The sequence below is a fragment of the Kitasatospora sp. NPDC006697 genome, from assembly GCF_042869935.1.
Classification (GTDB): Bacteria; Actinomycetota; Actinomycetes; order Streptomycetales; family Streptomycetaceae; genus Kitasatospora.
The window spans coordinates 24,221-38,173 of sequence record NZ_JBIAGU010000037.1 but is presented as its reverse complement, the minus strand read 5'-3'; the positions used below and the strand labels follow the sequence as shown (position 1 = coordinate 38,173).

The following is a 13,953-nucleotide window of genomic DNA, read 5'->3' as shown; positions in this document are numbered from 1 at the left end:
GGGGGTTCAGCGGACCGGCAGCACCTTGGTGTGCTCGGCGCGCACGGCCTGCAGCTGCTCCGGGTTGAGGCCGAGCAGCTTCAGGATGGTCGGGGCGATCTGCTTGGTCTGCACCGGAGCCGAGTCGCGCACGTGGTCCGGGGTGCCGGCGCCGGAGACCACCAGCGGCACGTCCAGGTCGTCGGCGTGGGCGCCGCCGTGCTCGGCGATCTTGCCCTTGCCGCCGGTGTACACCACGCCGTACTGCGAGATGCCGAAGACGTCCGGCACCCGGGCGTCGCCCGGCTTGACGCCGAAGTAGTCGGCCGCCGCCTCGCCCGCGTAGACCTTGGTCAGGCCGGAGGCGGTGAAGGCCTTGGGGGCGCCGTTGATGTCGGTGCCGGTGCCGTTCTGGGCCAGCAGGTAGTTCTTGGCGAACTCGGTGGCCGCGGCGGAGCGGTCGTTCAGCCAGAGCAGCACGCCGTCGTCGTCCACCGCGTGGGCGACCAGGTCGCCGGCGCCCGGGTGGGCCTGCTTCCAGGCGGCGTTCAGGCCGTCCAGCAGCGGGCCGTCGTCGATCCGGCTGAGCGCCTGCGGGTCGGTCGGGGACTGGCCGTGCTTGGCGGAGAGGATCACCGTGGTGCTCTGGTCCAGGTGCTCCTTGCGCAGCTCGGTGGTGAGCGCGCCGATCTGGGCGTTGACGTAGTCCAGCGACTTGGCCAGCAGCGGGCCGGGGACGTCCTTGGTGGAGTAGCCACCGGTCAGGCCGTCGCTCTTGGGCAGCTTCTGGGCGGTGGAGACGGACTGGAAGTTCAGGCCGAAGATCGCCGGGGTGCCGGCCTTGGTGCTGCGGCTGTGGTCGTAGCCGTCGATCTCGTTGAGGACGGCCTGCACCTTGTAGCCGTCGTACTGCTGGGTGGCGGCGTTGTCCTTGGTCCAGTCGTCGCCGGCCGGGTAGCCGATCGCGTCGGAGTTGATCTCCGGCGCGAACAGGTCGTCGATGCCGGTGCCGGACGGGCCGTTGAGGATGTCGTAGGCGGCGTGCTTGTCCGACCAGGCGGTGTGCAGGCCGGCCTGCTTGGCCACCTCGAAGATGGTGTTCACCTGGAGGTAGGAGTGCGGGTAGACCGGCTTGCAGGTCTTCGGGTCGACCGGCAGCGCGGCCGGGTTGAGCAGGTTCTGCGGCTTGCCGGTCATCTGCAGGATCGAGCCGGGCAGGCCGGCCAGGCCCTGGCCGGCGTCGATCGAGTTCTTGTCGAGGTCCAGGTCCTCGGTGAGGTCCACCTCGACACCGGGCTTGGCGGCCTTGCAGTCGGTGGTGCCGGCCGGCAGCAGCGCGGCGTTGTAGGTGTCGTCGTAGTACACACCGGTGGTGCCGGCGCCGCCTCCGGTGGCCTGGGCGACCATGCCCGGGAAGGAGTCCGAGGGGATGGTGGTCTTGGCGTCGGTGTACTGCACACCGCCGTTGACCAGCCGGGCCAGCGCCGACTGCGGGTGCTGCGCGATGTACCAGCTCAGGTCCGACTGGTGCAGGCCGTCGACGGAGATCAGCAGCACGTGCTTGGCGGCACCGTGGTGGCGGGCGGCGAGGTCGGCGTCGGCGGCGTAGGCCTGGCCGAGCGAGCCCGCGGCCAACGCGCCGGTGGCGCTGAGTACGGCGGCGAGACGGACGGAGCGTCGAGTCACGAAAATCTCCTGAACTCACGATGTGCGGGCCGCGATCGGCCTGCGTCATGAGTAGTGGCCGACGGTGTACCAGGGGGAGCTGAGCGGTGAACGCGCCACGAACCGTGGCTGGGTTACGGGGCGGTACCGGAAGTCATTCGTACAACCGCCGACGTCGTTTCGCGCCACATCGGTCTATACCAGGCCAACCTCGTTGGGGCCGCTCCCAGCTGGGAGTTCACCCGCCGCCGAGGGCAAGCGGCATGATTTCAGCCGACTGACCGGGGAGAGTGGCAGGTGGACCACCACCACCGCCGCCGAGTCGGCTGTTGCGGCGGGCTCCGTGAGTCGGGGTGCAGGGGGGCTGAGTGGGCGTCACCGGGTGCCCGGGGAAACGAGGAAGGGCCCCGCCGGATCTCTCCGGCAGGGCCCTTGCCTGCTACTACTGGGTCGGGGTGGCGGGATTTGAACCCACGGCCTCTTCGTCCCGAAGCAACTCTGGGAGTTGAGATATCGGGGGTCAGCGTGCCGCTGACCTGCGCGAACGGTCCGTCGGCGTCCGTGGGCGTACGGCGTTGTGCGGGGGCGTTGTAGCGCAGTTGGTCACTCACCTCGGATCCGTCGGCCTGATGGCGCCGTGGCTGCGGACTACATCAGGTGGTGCTCGATAAGAGCGAGGATGGTAGGCAGCCCTTGTGCGATCGAGACCAGGGACGCCAGCACTGCAGTCACCCTTGCGATGCTTCTGCGTCGCTTGCGACTCCAGACGCAACGCTTGACAGTACTCAGGGCCCGGGTTACCTTCCTAAAAGCGGAAGCGAACCATTTCAAGCATGCGCAAGATGGTTGGTTTTCGCGAGTGGGTTCGTCCAACGATCCTCCTCCGTTTGAGCGCACGGCGTCCCGATCTTGGCGGGTCAGACGCCGATGCGCTATCTGTGCTGTGGCTATCTGTGCTGCCACGGTACCAGTCATAGCTGATGGTGTGTCACGCTTCAAGCAGGGCCGAGGATCTCTGCTGGCGCCCGGCCATGCGTCGGGCTGAGCGGGGTGGTCCCCTCCTCGATCGGGCAGCTTCGCCGCACCCGGGTTCTCCAGGGGCCGCCAAGGCTCACATCGTGACGCTTGCGCTTGGCCTTGGCGGCCCCTGGAGGTTCCGGGTACGCCCTTGGGTGTCCGGTCGACGAGGGGGCCGTCCCGCGACCCACCACGCTCACCCCATCGATGCCGCACCTGTGCGCCGGCCCCTGGTTCCCTCCGAGGAGGGCCGGGGTGTGGGGCAGCGCCCCACTTCTCTCTGCCGCAGCCGCGGCACCGCCGGGCGCCCGCCGGGAGCGGGGCGAAGACAGGAGCGACGGCGGGCGGCCGGGCGAGTGCCGCGCCGCGCCTGGCGCGGCGCCTTGAACCCGTAGAGAAGGTTTTTACGCGCTCCCCCACCCGGGTCTGGAACTCTGGTCAGCTCGCCGCCCGGCCGTCCAACAGCGTCCGCCCATCATGGGTCCGGATCGACGGGGCGGCTTCGTCACGAAGGGCATCGAGCATGCGCACGGCGTAGACCTCGCCCATCCGGTCCTGGACCTCGGTCGGCGTTAGCCAATCCACCGCGGTGGACTCGTCGGACAGCTGCTCATGACCGCCCTCCGGGTGACAGCGGAACACCAGCGCCACCACGCCACGGGTCACGTTCTTGTAGACCCCGGTCAGCCGCTCGACGCTGACCTTGATGCCGGTCTCCTCGTAGACCTCGCGGCGGACGCCGTCCTCGACCGTCTCGGTGAGCTCCAGCACGCCGCCCGGCGGCTCCCAGGTCCCGTTGTCCGCGCGTCGGATCGCCAGCACTCGGCCGTCTTCGCGGACGACCGCGCCGGCCACGGAAACAGAGTGCAGGGGCGTTGACGGCTTCTCCGGGGCGCTGTTACTCATGTACAGGAGAATAGGAGACAATGCAGGACCATGGCGAGCGGTGAGGTGGCCTCGACGGCCAAGGCGAAGTATCTGCAGATCGCGGATGATCTGGCAGCGCAGATCAAGTCAGGGACCCTGGCACCTGGTGCAGCAGTGCCCAGCGAGGCTGAGCTGATGGAGCGGTACGGGGTAGCCTCCGGCACGGTCCGCAAGGCGGTCGCGGAACTCCGGACGATGCAGTTGATCGAGACCCACCACGGCCGCGGCTCCTACGTCCGCTCCCGGCCGCCGGTGCAGCGCAAGTCCTCGGACCGCTTCCGGCGGGCCCACCGTCTCGCCGGCAAGGCTGCGTACCTGGCTGAGGCCGAGCAGTCGGGCGGGACGCCCTCCGTGAACGTGCTCTACGTCGGCCCGGTCGACGCACCCGCGGACATCGCCGAACGTCTCGGCCTCCCCGCCGGCTCGCAGGTGCTGGCCCGCAAGCGGCGTTACTTCCGCGACGGCACCCCGACCGAGGAAGCCACCTCCTACCTGCCGTGGGATGTGGTCAAGGACATCCCCGAGATGTTCGCCGAGAACCCGGGCGGTGGCGGCATCTATGCCCGCCTTGAGGAACACGGGCACCGGCTAGCGGAGTTCACCGAGACCGTTCAGGCTCGCCTTGCCACGAAGGCGGAGACGTCCGCGTTGGCATTGAGCCCCGGCGCGCCAGTGATCCGACTGGTCCGGAACGCGATGACGGACGCCGGCCGCGTGGTGGAGGTCTGCGACACGCTCATGGCCGCTGACCAGTTCATTCTTGACTACCGCTTCCCCGCCAGGGACTGACGGTCGATCAACCCCCGCAACCCGTCACGAGATTCTTCTCGCGGCGGGTTGACTCATGTACAGGAGTCGGGCACTCTTCTATTCATCACTCCTGTACATGAGTGCAGGAGCAAGCCTCCTATAGAGGAGACCTTTCCATGGCCGTGTTCAAGATCGACCTCTCGACCGCGTTCGTCTTCGTGGTCGTCGCGCCGGCGCCGAAGCTGGTGAACAAGCAGACCGGTGAGATCGCCGTTGACCGGGAGACCGGCGCCCGGATGTACACCGTCGGACTGACCGTCGCGGATGAGGGCGAGGCGAACCTGTACACCGTCTCCGTGCCGGAGACCGGGATCAGCGAAGGGCTCACGGTCGGCATGCCGGTCGCGGTGACCGGGCTCAAGGCCCGGGACTGGGAGAACGAGTTCAACGGCCAGAAGCGGCACGGGATTTCGTTCCGCGCGACCGCGATCACCTCGCTCGTCCCGGCTGCGGCTCAGGGCTGATCGCGATGTCGGGGGCAATCACGCTGACGGAACTCGGGCTCCCGCTGGCCGCTGTGGGTGGCGGTGCGGCGTACGCCCGGGTGAAGGCTCCGGCGGTGTACTGGTCGCTCATCGGTCTGCCGATCGCCACGGTCCGGTTCCGGGCCACCTACGACAGCACGATGGAGGCCTGCGGGCTCACCGTCGCGCCGTCCCGACTGCGGATCCTGTTCGCTCGGGCCACCTCTCAGCGGGAGATCCGCCCGGTTCCGCCGAAGATCAAGCGGGTCCGGCCGACCACAACCGGCCTGCGGGTGCGGCTTCGGCTGGCGCCCGGTCAGGAACCGGCTGACGTGGCGGCTTCGGCTGAGCGGCTGCGGCACGCCTGGGGTGTCCACTCGGTGCACGTCTCGGTGGTCAAGCCGGGGCTGGTCGAGCTGCGGATGACCGGGTTCGACGTGCTACGCCGGGTCCGGATGCCGCGCCGGCTGCCGTCTGGCCCGCTGGTGGTGCCGGTGGCTCTTCGGGACGACGGGCAGGTGCACGTGCGCGACTACCGGCGCGTGCCGCACGGCCTGACCGTGGGGGCGACTGAGTCGGGCAAGTCCGTGTTCATCCGCAACCTGGTCAAGGGCCTGGCTCCGCAGGATGTCGCGCTGGTCGGGATCGACTGCAAGTGGGGCGTGGAGCTGACCCCGTTCGCCCCGCGTCTGTCGGCCCTGGCCATCGACCCGGACCAGGCGGCCGAACTGCTGGATGCGCTGGTGGACGAGATGGAAGACCGTTTCCGTCTGATCCGCGCCCACCAGGGCATCGGCTCGGACGTGCCGGATGAGGCGATCACCTCGGACGTCTGGGGCCTGCCCGAGAAGCTGCGCCCGGTTCCGGTCGTGCTGCTGGTCGACGAGATCGCGGAGCTGTTCCTGGTCGCTACCAGGGACGACGAGAAGCGTCGCGACCGCATGGTCACCCAACTGATCCGCTACGCCCAGCTCGGCCGGGCCGCCGGCATGTACCTGGAAGCCTGCGGCCAGCGGTTCGGCTCGGAACTGGGCAAGGGCGCCACGATGCTCCGGGCCCAGCTGTCCAGCCGGACCGTGCACCGGGTCAACGACAGCCCGACCGCCGAAATGGGCCTGGGCGACATCTCGCCGGCCGCCGTCCTGGCCGCCACCGCGATCCCGCCCGACATGCCGGGCGTCGCCGTTGCCGGTGACTCCTCCGGCGGCTGGTGCCGCATCCGCACCCCGCACCTGTCCCTCGCCGAGACGGCCCGCGTCTGCCGTCTGACCTCGCACCTGGTCCCGCACCTGCCGAAGCTGGCCCGCTTCCGCCCGGCCACCGCGCCGGTACCCGGACCGCTCGACGCGGTGCCGCTGACCCGCCCGTTCCCGGCGACCAGCTGACCACCTCGCCTCATCGGTCGGCGTGACCGTCTTCGCGCCAAGTCCCTACCACCGCCATGCCCGAACACGATCCGAGAGGACCGCCCGATGCCCGCCTCCATGGCGCTCTACGCCAACGCTGAGACCCGGATCGACCTGTCCACGTACGGCACGGAGCGCGCCCCGCTCCTCGGCATGTCCGGCCCCGGCTACAGCTTCACCCTGGGCTCGCACTCCCACGTGCCGCTCGCCGACCAGTTGGCCTTCGCCCGGTCGCTGGCCGAGAACTCCGCCGACTTCCTGGCCGCGCTGGAGCTTTTCGCCGCCGCGAACGCCGACACCGTCCCGGCGAAGTAGTCCGATGGCCGCCCACAAGAACAAGACCGCCCCGCCCCCCGCCCCGCCGAAGTGCTCCGGCTGCGCGGGCGAGGGCTGGGTGAAGGAGACCCACACCGTCGGCCGGGGCAAGAAGGCCCGCCCCGCCGGAGAGGTCGAGGTCCTGTGCCCTACCTGCCTCGGTACCGGCCTCGCCGCCGAGTAACCCCTCAGTCCGCCGGGCCCTGGCGGCGAGCATCCCCTGAGCCCCGCCCGGGCCCGGCTCCAACTTCCCTGCAAGGAGGACCGATCGATGCGCAAGCTCCGCCTCGACGCCGTCCTGGTGCAAGCCGCTATCGCCGGTGCCCTGTCCTTCGCCCACCTCCACGACATCGCGGGGGCCGCCAACCAGAACGGCTGGAAGGCCTGGGCCTACCCCGTCTCCGTCGACCTGCTGCTGGTCGCCGCCTGGCACCGGATGCGCGTCCTTCGCGCCAACGGCCAACCCGCACAGGCTGCTTGGACCTGGTTCGCCATCGCGCTGGCCGCCTCCCTCGGCGCCAACATCGCCACTGCCGGACTGCTCGACCTGCACCACGTTCCCAGCTGGCTGCGCATCCTGGTCGCCGGTTGGCCCGCGCTCGCCTTCTTCGGCGGCACTCTCCTCGCTCACACCCCGGCCACTCAGCAGCCGGTCGCCGAGGACGAAGAGTCCGAACTGCCGCTCTACGAACAGGAACCCGAGCTCCCGGAGCCCACTCCGGTGGAGACCCCGGAACCCATCGAGTCGGCCGAGCCCGTCCCGGCCCTTCCCGCACCGGCTCCCGCGCCGCCGGCCGTGGCCGTGCCCGCCGCGCTGCTGGACCACGCCCGCAAAGTCGCCGACGACCACCATGCCCGCACTGGCGCCCCGATCGACACCGACACCCTGCGCTCCCGCCTCGGCGTCCCGCCGCACTTCGCCGACGCCATCGCCGCCCAACTCTCCTGAAAGGAGCGTCAGTTCATGCCTCGCCAGATCCGCCCGCGCAATGTCATCCGCATCGGCCCGGTCCAGGTCGCCACCTACTACGACACCCGGGGCCGCGAGAAGCACACCGCCGCCTGCACCGCCCCGCGCTGCGGCTTCTCCGCCGACTACAACTCCCGCGCCGCTGCCGAGATCGCCGCCAGCACTCACCACTGCCCGATCCACTGACAGGAGACCGACCGTGACCGTCACCCTGCCCCTGGTCTTTGTCCTGGGCGTCGCCGCCATCGCCGCCGCCAAGTACCTCGGCGTCCGCCCGTGGCTCGTGGTTCTGATCGCCCTGTTCGGCTTCTACCTCGCCCACAGCTTCCTCGCCTCCGCGATCGACACCACCACCCGTACCGGCGTCACCGCCGTCACCCACCACTGAGGCCAACCGCCATGCCCAGCATCCAACTCGCCCAGCTGCCACCCCTGTTGACTGTCGACGGCTCCGCCCTGGTCGCCGAGATCGAGGCCTACCTGGCCTCCCTCCCGGCACCGGCCCGCACCCCGGTCCCGTACGTCTGCCCGCTCGGCAGCACCGTTCAGGCCTGGAACGCCGACTTCCCGGCGCCCACTGCGACCCTGCTCGACCGGCTCACCCGGCGCCCCGCCCGCCCGGTCCCGGTTACCGCCGCCGACCACCTGCGGCTCACCTCCCGCTACATCAACCAGTTGGGCTGGCTTCAGGGCGCGATGTGGGACACCGCCGGCCGGGTCTGCCTCCTCGGCGCACAGGCCGCCGTCCTCGCCCACGGCTACGGCACCGCCCGCACCGTCGAGACCGCCCGCTGGCAGGTCATGGAGATCCTGCACGCCACCGGTCGCCCCGTCCGCTCCCCGGACCAGTACAACGACCAGTCCACCACTCGCCAGGCCGACATTCATCAGCTGCTCGACCACGCCGCCGCCCGCGCCCTCTCCCTCGGGATGTGACTCCATGACCGCCCTCTTCGCCGCCGTCTTCGTCGCCCTGTTCGCCGCTCATCACCTGGCGGACTACCCCGGTCAGACCGACCACCAGGCCAGCCACAAGGCCGACCGCACCGTCACCGGCTGGATCACCAACCAGGTGCACGCGGCCACCCACACGGGCCTGTCCCTGCTGGCGCTGCTGCTCCTCGGGGTCGTTCTCCACGCCCACGTGACCGTGCTCGGCGCCGGCGTCGGCCTGGTCTGGGTGCATGTCTCCCACTCGTTCATCGACCGCCGCCGTGCCATCGCTTGGTGGATGGACCACACCGGACAGGCCGGCTTCAGGGCCGCCGGCGGTGCCGCGCACGTCGACCAGGCCGCCCACATCGCCCTGGGCCTTCTCCCCGCCGCCCTGCTCATCGCCTCACTCTGACCGGCTTCCGGGGTGGCAGCAAGCCGCCAAGCATCCCGCCACCCCGAGCGCCGCAACCCCGCCAGAAAGGACCCGCACCCATGAACGTCACCCCGCTCCTGGCCGCCGCCGGAGTCCCGCTCGTCGGCTGGACCGCCCACGGCACCTGGCTCGCCCGCCGCATCGCCGCCGCCCGCCGCGACCCGCTCACCGGCCTGCACACCCGCGACGGCTTCACCACCCGCGCCGAACGGATCATCCGCTCGCACGCCGACCGCGTCACCGTCCTGCTGATCGACCTGGACGACTTCAAGGCCGTCAACGACACCCACGGCCACGCCGCCGGAGACGCCGTTCTCGCGGCTACCGCCGACCGGCTGCGCACCTGGTGCGGCTCTGCCGGCCTCGCTGCCCGCCTCGGCGGAGACGAGTTCGCCGCCGTCATCCTCGACGCCACCGACCGCATACCGGCCCTGCGCGCCCAGCTCGCCGAACCGGTCTCGCACAACGGCCAGTTGCTCAACATCTCGGCCACCGTCGGCGCCTCGCACCCGGCCGCGCTTCTGCTCACCGAAGCGCTCGCCGCCGCCGACCGCGACATGTACGCCCAGAAGCCCGGCGACCGCACCACCCGCCGCCGCTAGAGCAAGACCGGCCCCCGGGGCGGCAGCAAGCCGCCAAGCATCCCGCCGCTCCGGGGACCGCAACCCCTCCACGAACCCACGGTCCACGAAGGAGAGCTCCATCATGCCTCAGCAGCACGCCACTTCGGCCCGGATCTGCCCGGACTGCGACGGCTTCGCCACCGTCACCATCACCACCGGCCTGCGCCACTGGGACGGCACCCGCCGCACCCTCCTGGTCAACTGCCGCACCTGCCACGGCTCCGGCACCCGCCCCGTGGCCCCGGCCCGCACTGCCACGGCGGCCTGACATGGCCCTCCTCGACTGGCGCGACTCCAAGCACTGGTCCAACGCCGAAGCCCCGTGCGGATGCTGCGGCAAGCCCACCCACCTGCGATCTGACCTCGGTAAGCCCGTCCACAAGGTCTGTGCCGAGCAGTGGATCGACCAGCACCGCACCCCGAGCACCGTGCCCGACCAGCACTGACCGCCCCGGGCCCCGGAGACCGCCACACACCACGGCTCCGGGGCCCCGCTTCCCGAAGGGAGGAACCGGCCCCATGCCCGCGCTCACCCCGCCCCCGGTTCGCGAGCTGACCGCCATCGCCCAGCTCGGCACCATGCCCGCCCTCATGCACCAGCTCGCCGGCCTCGGCGGCTGCGGTCGGCCCATCCGCCTCGACGGCCACCGCACCGAAGTCCACCCCGGCACCGGTGAGATCCTGCACCACCTCGACTCCGCCGACCTGCCCGCTGGCAACCTCCTGGTCCGCTGCAACAACCGCCGCACGACCCGTTGCCCCGCCTGCGCCGAGACCTACCGCCGCGACACCTACCACCTCATCACCGCCGGCCTGACCGGTGGCAAAGGCACCCCGGAGACCGTGGCCACCCACCCCCGCGTCTTCGCGACCTTCACCGCCCCCAGCTTCGGCCCCGTCCACAACCGTCCCGCCGCCGGCCGCTGTCGCTGCGGCACTGCCCACCCCGCCGACGACCCCGCCCTGGGATCGCCGCTCGCCCCGGACACCTACGACTACGAAGCCGCGGTTCTCTGGAACGCCCACGCCGGCAAGCTCTGGGCCCGCTTCTCCATCCACCTGCGCCGCGAGATCGCCAAGCGCGCCGGTCTGAGCCAGCGGGAGTTCCGCGACTTCGCACGGATCTCCTTCGGCAAGGTCGCCGAGTACCAGAAGCGTGGTGCCATCCACTTCCACGCCGTCATCCGCCTTGACGGCCCTGAGGGCGGCAACACCCCGCCCCCGGCCTGGGCCACCGTCGAACTCCTCACCGACGCTATCCGCGCCGCCGCCCGGCGCACCGACATCCCTGGCCCGCTCACCGCCGGCCGCGAGCACCGATTCACCTTCGGCCGCCAGCTCGACATCCGCACCATCCGAAGCGCCGACTTCAACGGCCCGGTCCAGATCACCGAACGCGCCGTCGCCGCCTACATCGCCAAGTACGCCACCAAGGGCGCCGAGACAGCCACCGGCACCCTGGACCGCCCGGTCCGCCTGCTCGCCGAGATCGCCCACCACGACATCCCCGAGCACGCCCGCCGCCTCATCCGCACCTGCTGGACCCTCGGCGCCCGCCCCGAACTCGATGACCTCCGCTTGCGAGCCTGGGCACACATGCTCGGTTTCCGCGGCCACTTCTCCACCAAGACCCGCCGCTACTCCACCACCCTGGGCGCCCTCCGCGATGCCCGCGCAGCTTGGCGCCGCGCCCAGGCACCCCAGCAGTACCACGGCCCCGACACCCAGACCACCGACGACGAGACCACCCTCGTCCTCGCCACCTGGACCTTCGCCGGCGTCGGCCTCACCCCCGGCGAATCCTGGCTTGCCGCCGCCGTACAGCCCGCCCCTGGCACGGAGGGGGAGAGATGACCACCGCCACCCAGCCCGGTGCCTTCACCGCGCCCGTCCTCTACCGCGTGGCGGACGTCATGGAGCTGCTGAACCTGAGCCGGAGCGTGATCTACGACCTGATCCGCCGGGGTCGTCTCCGCACGGTCAGCGAGGGTCGCAGCCGCCGAATCCCGGCATCCGCCATCACCGACTACGTCGCGCTGCTGGAGCGCGAGGCAAGGGGGAACCAGTGACCACCCGACGCAGCCGAGGGGACGGCGGCCTCCACTGGGATGAGAAGCGCCAGCGCTGGATCGCGACGGCCAGCCTGGGCTTCGACCCCAGCGGCAAGCGCATCGTGAAGCGGGGGAGCGGCAAGACCAAGACCGAGGCCAAGAACAAGCTGAAGGAGATCCTTCGGGATCACGAGGACGGCCTCGCCATCGCGCCCACGAACTACACCGTGGAGAACGCCGTCAACGACTGGCTGATGTACGGGCTGGCCGGCCGGGACGAGCAGACGCTGAAGACCCTGACCACCATCAGCCGGACTCACGTCATCCCGTCGCTCGGCGCCCGCAAGCTCCGGGATCTCAGCGCGGAAGACGTCGACAAGTGGCTGGCCCAGAAGTCCAAGACCCTGAGCACCCGCACCCTCCAGGCTCTCCACTCCTGCCTGAACCGGGCCGTCAAGCGCGCCATGGCCCGCGACAAGGTGAAGCGCAACGTGGTGGAGCTGTGCTCCGTCCCCACCGGGCAGCCTGGCCGACCGTCGAAGGCCCTGACGTTCGCTCAGGCGGAAGCGATCCTCAAGGCGGCCGAGAAGACCTCCATGTACGCCTACATCGTGGTCTCCCTGCTCACCGGGGCCCGCACCGAGGAGCTTCGCCCGCTGACCTGGGACCACGTCTTCCTCAAGGGACAGCCCGACGCCGACCCACGCGTCCCGCCCCACATGGCGGTGTGGCGCTCGGTCCGCGCCACCGGCGACACCAAGACCCGGAAGTCCCGCCGCACCCTGGCTCTGCCGGCGCGCTGCGTGGAGGCGCTCTGGGATCACTGGGTCGACCAGGGCTGGGACCGGCTGGCAGCCGACGACAAGTGGGAGGAGAACAACCTCGTCTTTCACTCAGCGGTCGGTACGCAGCTCGACCCCTCCCATGTCCGCCGAGCCTTCCGGACCGCCATCGCGAAAGCTGAAGGGGTGAATGCCGCCGAATGGACGCCCCGTGAGCTACGTCACAGCTTCGTGTCCCTGCTCTCCGACAGCGGGGTGCCGCTGGAAGAGATCTCACGGCTCGTCGGGCATTCCAGCACGGCGGTCACCGAGGAGGTCTACCGGAAGCAGATCCGTCCGGTGATCCAGACAGGCGCGGTGGTCATGGATGACCTGTTCCAGCAGGACGCTGAGCGATAGTCACGCAGTTAGTCACGCAGAACGAGGAAGGGCCCTACCGGATCTCTCCGGCAGGGCCCTTGCCTGCTACTACTGGGTCGGGGTGGCGGGATTTGAACCCACGGCCTCTTCGTCCCGAACGAAGCGCGCTACCAAGCTGCGCCACACCCCGGTCCTGCTGTTCGTCGCTCCGTCTCCTTCGCGACGAGTAGAACTCTACCCGACGCAGGTCAGGAGACGAAATCCGGTTAGCGGGGGCGCGGGGTCAGGGTCAGCAGGGTGGCCTCGGGGGGGCAGGCGAAGCGGACGGGGGTGTAGCGGTTGGTGCCGCAGCCGGCGGAGACGTGGAGGTGGGACTGGTTGCCGCCGGCGCGGTGGGTGGAGAGGCCCTTGACCCGCTTGGCGTCCAGGTCGCAGTTGGTGACCAGGGCGCCGTAGAAGGGGACGCAGAGCTGGCCGCCGTGGGTGTGGCCGGCCAGGATCAGCGGGTAGCCGTCGGCGGTGAAGGCGTCCAGGCTGCGCAGGTAGGGGGCGTGCACGACGCCGATCGAGAGGTCGGCGTCGGCGGACGGGCCGCCGGCCACCCGGGAGTAGCGGTCGCGGCGGATGTGCGGGTCGTCCACGCCGGTGAACTCGATGTCCAGGCCGTCCAGGGTGAGCCGGCCGCGGGCGTTGGTGAGGTCCAGCCAGCCGGCCGCGTCGAAGCCGTCGCGCAGCTTCTCCCACGGGTTGTGCACGGCGCCGGTGATGCCGGACCGGCCGGTGCCGTCGGCGTTGTTCAGGCCGTGGTTCCCGGAGGCCAGCGCCTTGAGGTAGCGGGTCGGGCTCTTGCGGGCCGGGCCGTAGTAGTCGTTGGAGCCGAAGACGTAGACGCCCGGGAACTCCATCAGCGGCCCGAGCGCGTCCAGGGTGGCGGGCACGCCGAGCGGGTCGGAGAGGTTGTCGCCGGTGTTGACCACCAGGTCGGGGCGGAGGCCGGCCAGGCCCTGCAGCCAGCGCTGCTTCTTCCGCTGCCCGACCACCATGTGGATGTCCGAGACGTGCAGTACCCGTAGTGGCCTGGCGCCGTGCGGCAGGACCGGAACGTCCACCCGGCGGAGCCGGAACGCACGGACCTCGTACCCGGCGGAGTAGGCGAGGGTGGCGGCGCCGGCGGCGGCGACGGTGAGCGGGACGGAGTACAGCTTTCGCATCGGT

The 13,953-nt window shown here is 70.5% G+C and carries 19 protein-coding genes and 1 tRNA gene; 16 read left to right on the top strand and 4 right to left on the bottom strand.

Annotation, left to right across the window (positions count from 1 at the left end; genetic code table 11):
* Positions 1–6: 6 nt before the first annotated feature.
* Together ACFYNO_RS35525 and ACFYNO_RS35520 are read right to left on the bottom strand one after the other, a co-directional pair.
* On the bottom strand, positions 7–1,665 hold the full coding sequence (locus tag ACFYNO_RS35525) for an alkaline phosphatase family protein (protein WP_388021676.1): 1,659 nt from the start codon (positions 1,663–1,665) through the stop codon (positions 7–9).
* A gap of 1,434 nt (positions 1,666–3,099) precedes the next feature.
* Entirely contained in the window at positions 3,100–3,579 is a 480-nt protein-coding gene (locus ACFYNO_RS35520; protein WP_388021725.1) for an NUDIX hydrolase, read from the bottom strand.
* A gap of 18 nt (positions 3,580–3,597) precedes the next feature.
* Between ACFYNO_RS35520 and ACFYNO_RS35515 the strand changes: the two genes are divergently transcribed.
* The 16 genes from ACFYNO_RS35515 to xerC all read left to right on the top strand — a co-directional run bounded on the left by ACFYNO_RS35515 (position 3,598) and on the right by xerC (position 12,777).
* The gene (locus ACFYNO_RS35515) at positions 3,598–4,377 is read left to right on the top strand and encodes a GntR family transcriptional regulator (protein WP_388021675.1); all 780 of its coding nucleotides are present in this window, start codon (positions 3,598–3,600) and stop codon (positions 4,375–4,377) included.
* A gap of 137 nt (positions 4,378–4,514) precedes the next feature.
* Positions 4,515–4,862 (top strand): hypothetical protein, encoded by a 348-nt coding sequence (locus ACFYNO_RS35510; protein ID WP_388021724.1) that lies wholly within the window; start codon positions 4,515–4,517, stop codon positions 4,860–4,862.
* A gap of 5 nt (positions 4,863–4,867) precedes the next feature.
* Positions 4,868–6,247 (top strand): FtsK/SpoIIIE domain-containing protein, encoded by a 1,380-nt coding sequence (locus ACFYNO_RS35505; RefSeq protein ID WP_388021674.1) that lies wholly within the window; start codon positions 4,868–4,870, stop codon positions 6,245–6,247.
* Positions 6,248–6,334: 87 nt separating this feature from the next.
* Positions 6,335–6,583 carry a hypothetical protein gene (locus tag ACFYNO_RS35500; protein WP_388021673.1) on the top strand — a complete coding sequence of 83 codons (249 nt, stop codon included), beginning with the start codon at positions 6,335–6,337 and terminating at the stop codon, positions 6,581–6,583.
* Positions 6,584–6,587: 4 nt separating this feature from the next.
* A complete protein-coding gene (locus ACFYNO_RS35495) occupies positions 6,588–6,767 on the top strand; it encodes a hypothetical protein (protein ID WP_388021672.1) in 180 nt (59 codons plus the stop codon).
* Positions 6,768–6,854: 87 nt separating this feature from the next.
* Complete coding sequence (locus ACFYNO_RS35490) at positions 6,855–7,532, top strand: DUF2637 domain-containing protein (protein ID WP_388021671.1); 678 nt, start codon at positions 6,855–6,857, stop codon at positions 7,530–7,532.
* Between the two features lie 15 nt (positions 7,533–7,547).
* On the top strand, positions 7,548–7,739 hold the full coding sequence (locus ACFYNO_RS35485; protein ID WP_388021670.1) for a mobile element transfer protein: 192 nt from the start codon (positions 7,548–7,550) through the stop codon (positions 7,737–7,739).
* 13 nt (positions 7,740–7,752) lie between these two features.
* Positions 7,753–7,941 carry a hypothetical protein gene (locus tag ACFYNO_RS35480; protein WP_388021669.1) on the top strand — a complete coding sequence of 63 codons (189 nt, stop codon included), beginning with the start codon at positions 7,753–7,755 and terminating at the stop codon, positions 7,939–7,941.
* An 11-nt stretch (positions 7,942–7,952) separates the two neighbouring features.
* Positions 7,953–8,489, top strand: coding sequence for a hypothetical protein (locus tag ACFYNO_RS35475; RefSeq protein ID WP_388021668.1), 537 nt, complete (start codon positions 7,953–7,955; stop codon positions 8,487–8,489).
* A gap of 4 nt (positions 8,490–8,493) precedes the next feature.
* Positions 8,494–8,901 carry a DUF3307 domain-containing protein gene (locus ACFYNO_RS35470; RefSeq protein WP_388021667.1) on the top strand — a complete coding sequence of 136 codons (408 nt, stop codon included), beginning with the start codon at positions 8,494–8,496 and terminating at the stop codon, positions 8,899–8,901.
* An 80-nt stretch (positions 8,902–8,981) separates the two neighbouring features.
* Positions 8,982–9,524, top strand: a complete 543-nt coding sequence (locus tag ACFYNO_RS35465; protein ID WP_388021666.1) for a GGDEF domain-containing protein — start codon at positions 8,982–8,984, stop codon at positions 9,522–9,524.
* A gap of 103 nt (positions 9,525–9,627) precedes the next feature.
* Positions 9,628–9,813 carry a hypothetical protein gene (locus ACFYNO_RS35460; protein ID WP_388021665.1) on the top strand — a complete coding sequence of 62 codons (186 nt, stop codon included), beginning with the start codon at positions 9,628–9,630 and terminating at the stop codon, positions 9,811–9,813.
* Position 9,814: 1 nt separating this feature from the next.
* The gene (locus ACFYNO_RS35455) at positions 9,815–9,991 is read left to right on the top strand and encodes a hypothetical protein (RefSeq protein WP_388021664.1); all 177 of its coding nucleotides are present in this window, start codon (positions 9,815–9,817) and stop codon (positions 9,989–9,991) included.
* Between the two features lie 73 nt (positions 9,992–10,064).
* On the top strand, positions 10,065–11,399 hold the full coding sequence (locus ACFYNO_RS35450) for a replication initiator (protein ID WP_388021663.1): 1,335 nt from the start codon (positions 10,065–10,067) through the stop codon (positions 11,397–11,399).
* Complete coding sequence (locus tag ACFYNO_RS35445; RefSeq protein ID WP_388021662.1) at positions 11,396–11,614, top strand: helix-turn-helix domain-containing protein; 219 nt, start codon at positions 11,396–11,398, stop codon at positions 11,612–11,614. The genes ACFYNO_RS35450 and ACFYNO_RS35445 overlap by 4 nt, the downstream gene beginning before the upstream one ends.
* The gene (gene xerC / locus ACFYNO_RS35440; protein WP_388021661.1) at positions 11,611–12,777 is read left to right on the top strand and encodes a tyrosine recombinase XerC; all 1,167 of its coding nucleotides are present in this window, start codon (positions 11,611–11,613) and stop codon (positions 12,775–12,777) included. The genes ACFYNO_RS35445 and xerC overlap by 4 nt, the downstream gene beginning before the upstream one ends.
* Before the next feature lie 77 nt (positions 12,778–12,854).
* Here the strand turns inward: xerC and ACFYNO_RS35435 are convergent.
* Positions 12,855–12,928: transfer RNA gene (locus tag ACFYNO_RS35435), tRNA-Pro, on the bottom strand.
* 76 nt (positions 12,929–13,004) lie between these two features.
* Positions 13,005–13,949 (bottom strand): metallophosphoesterase, encoded by a 945-nt coding sequence (locus ACFYNO_RS35430; protein WP_388021660.1) that lies wholly within the window; start codon positions 13,947–13,949, stop codon positions 13,005–13,007.
* Positions 13,950–13,953 lie beyond the last annotated feature (4 nt).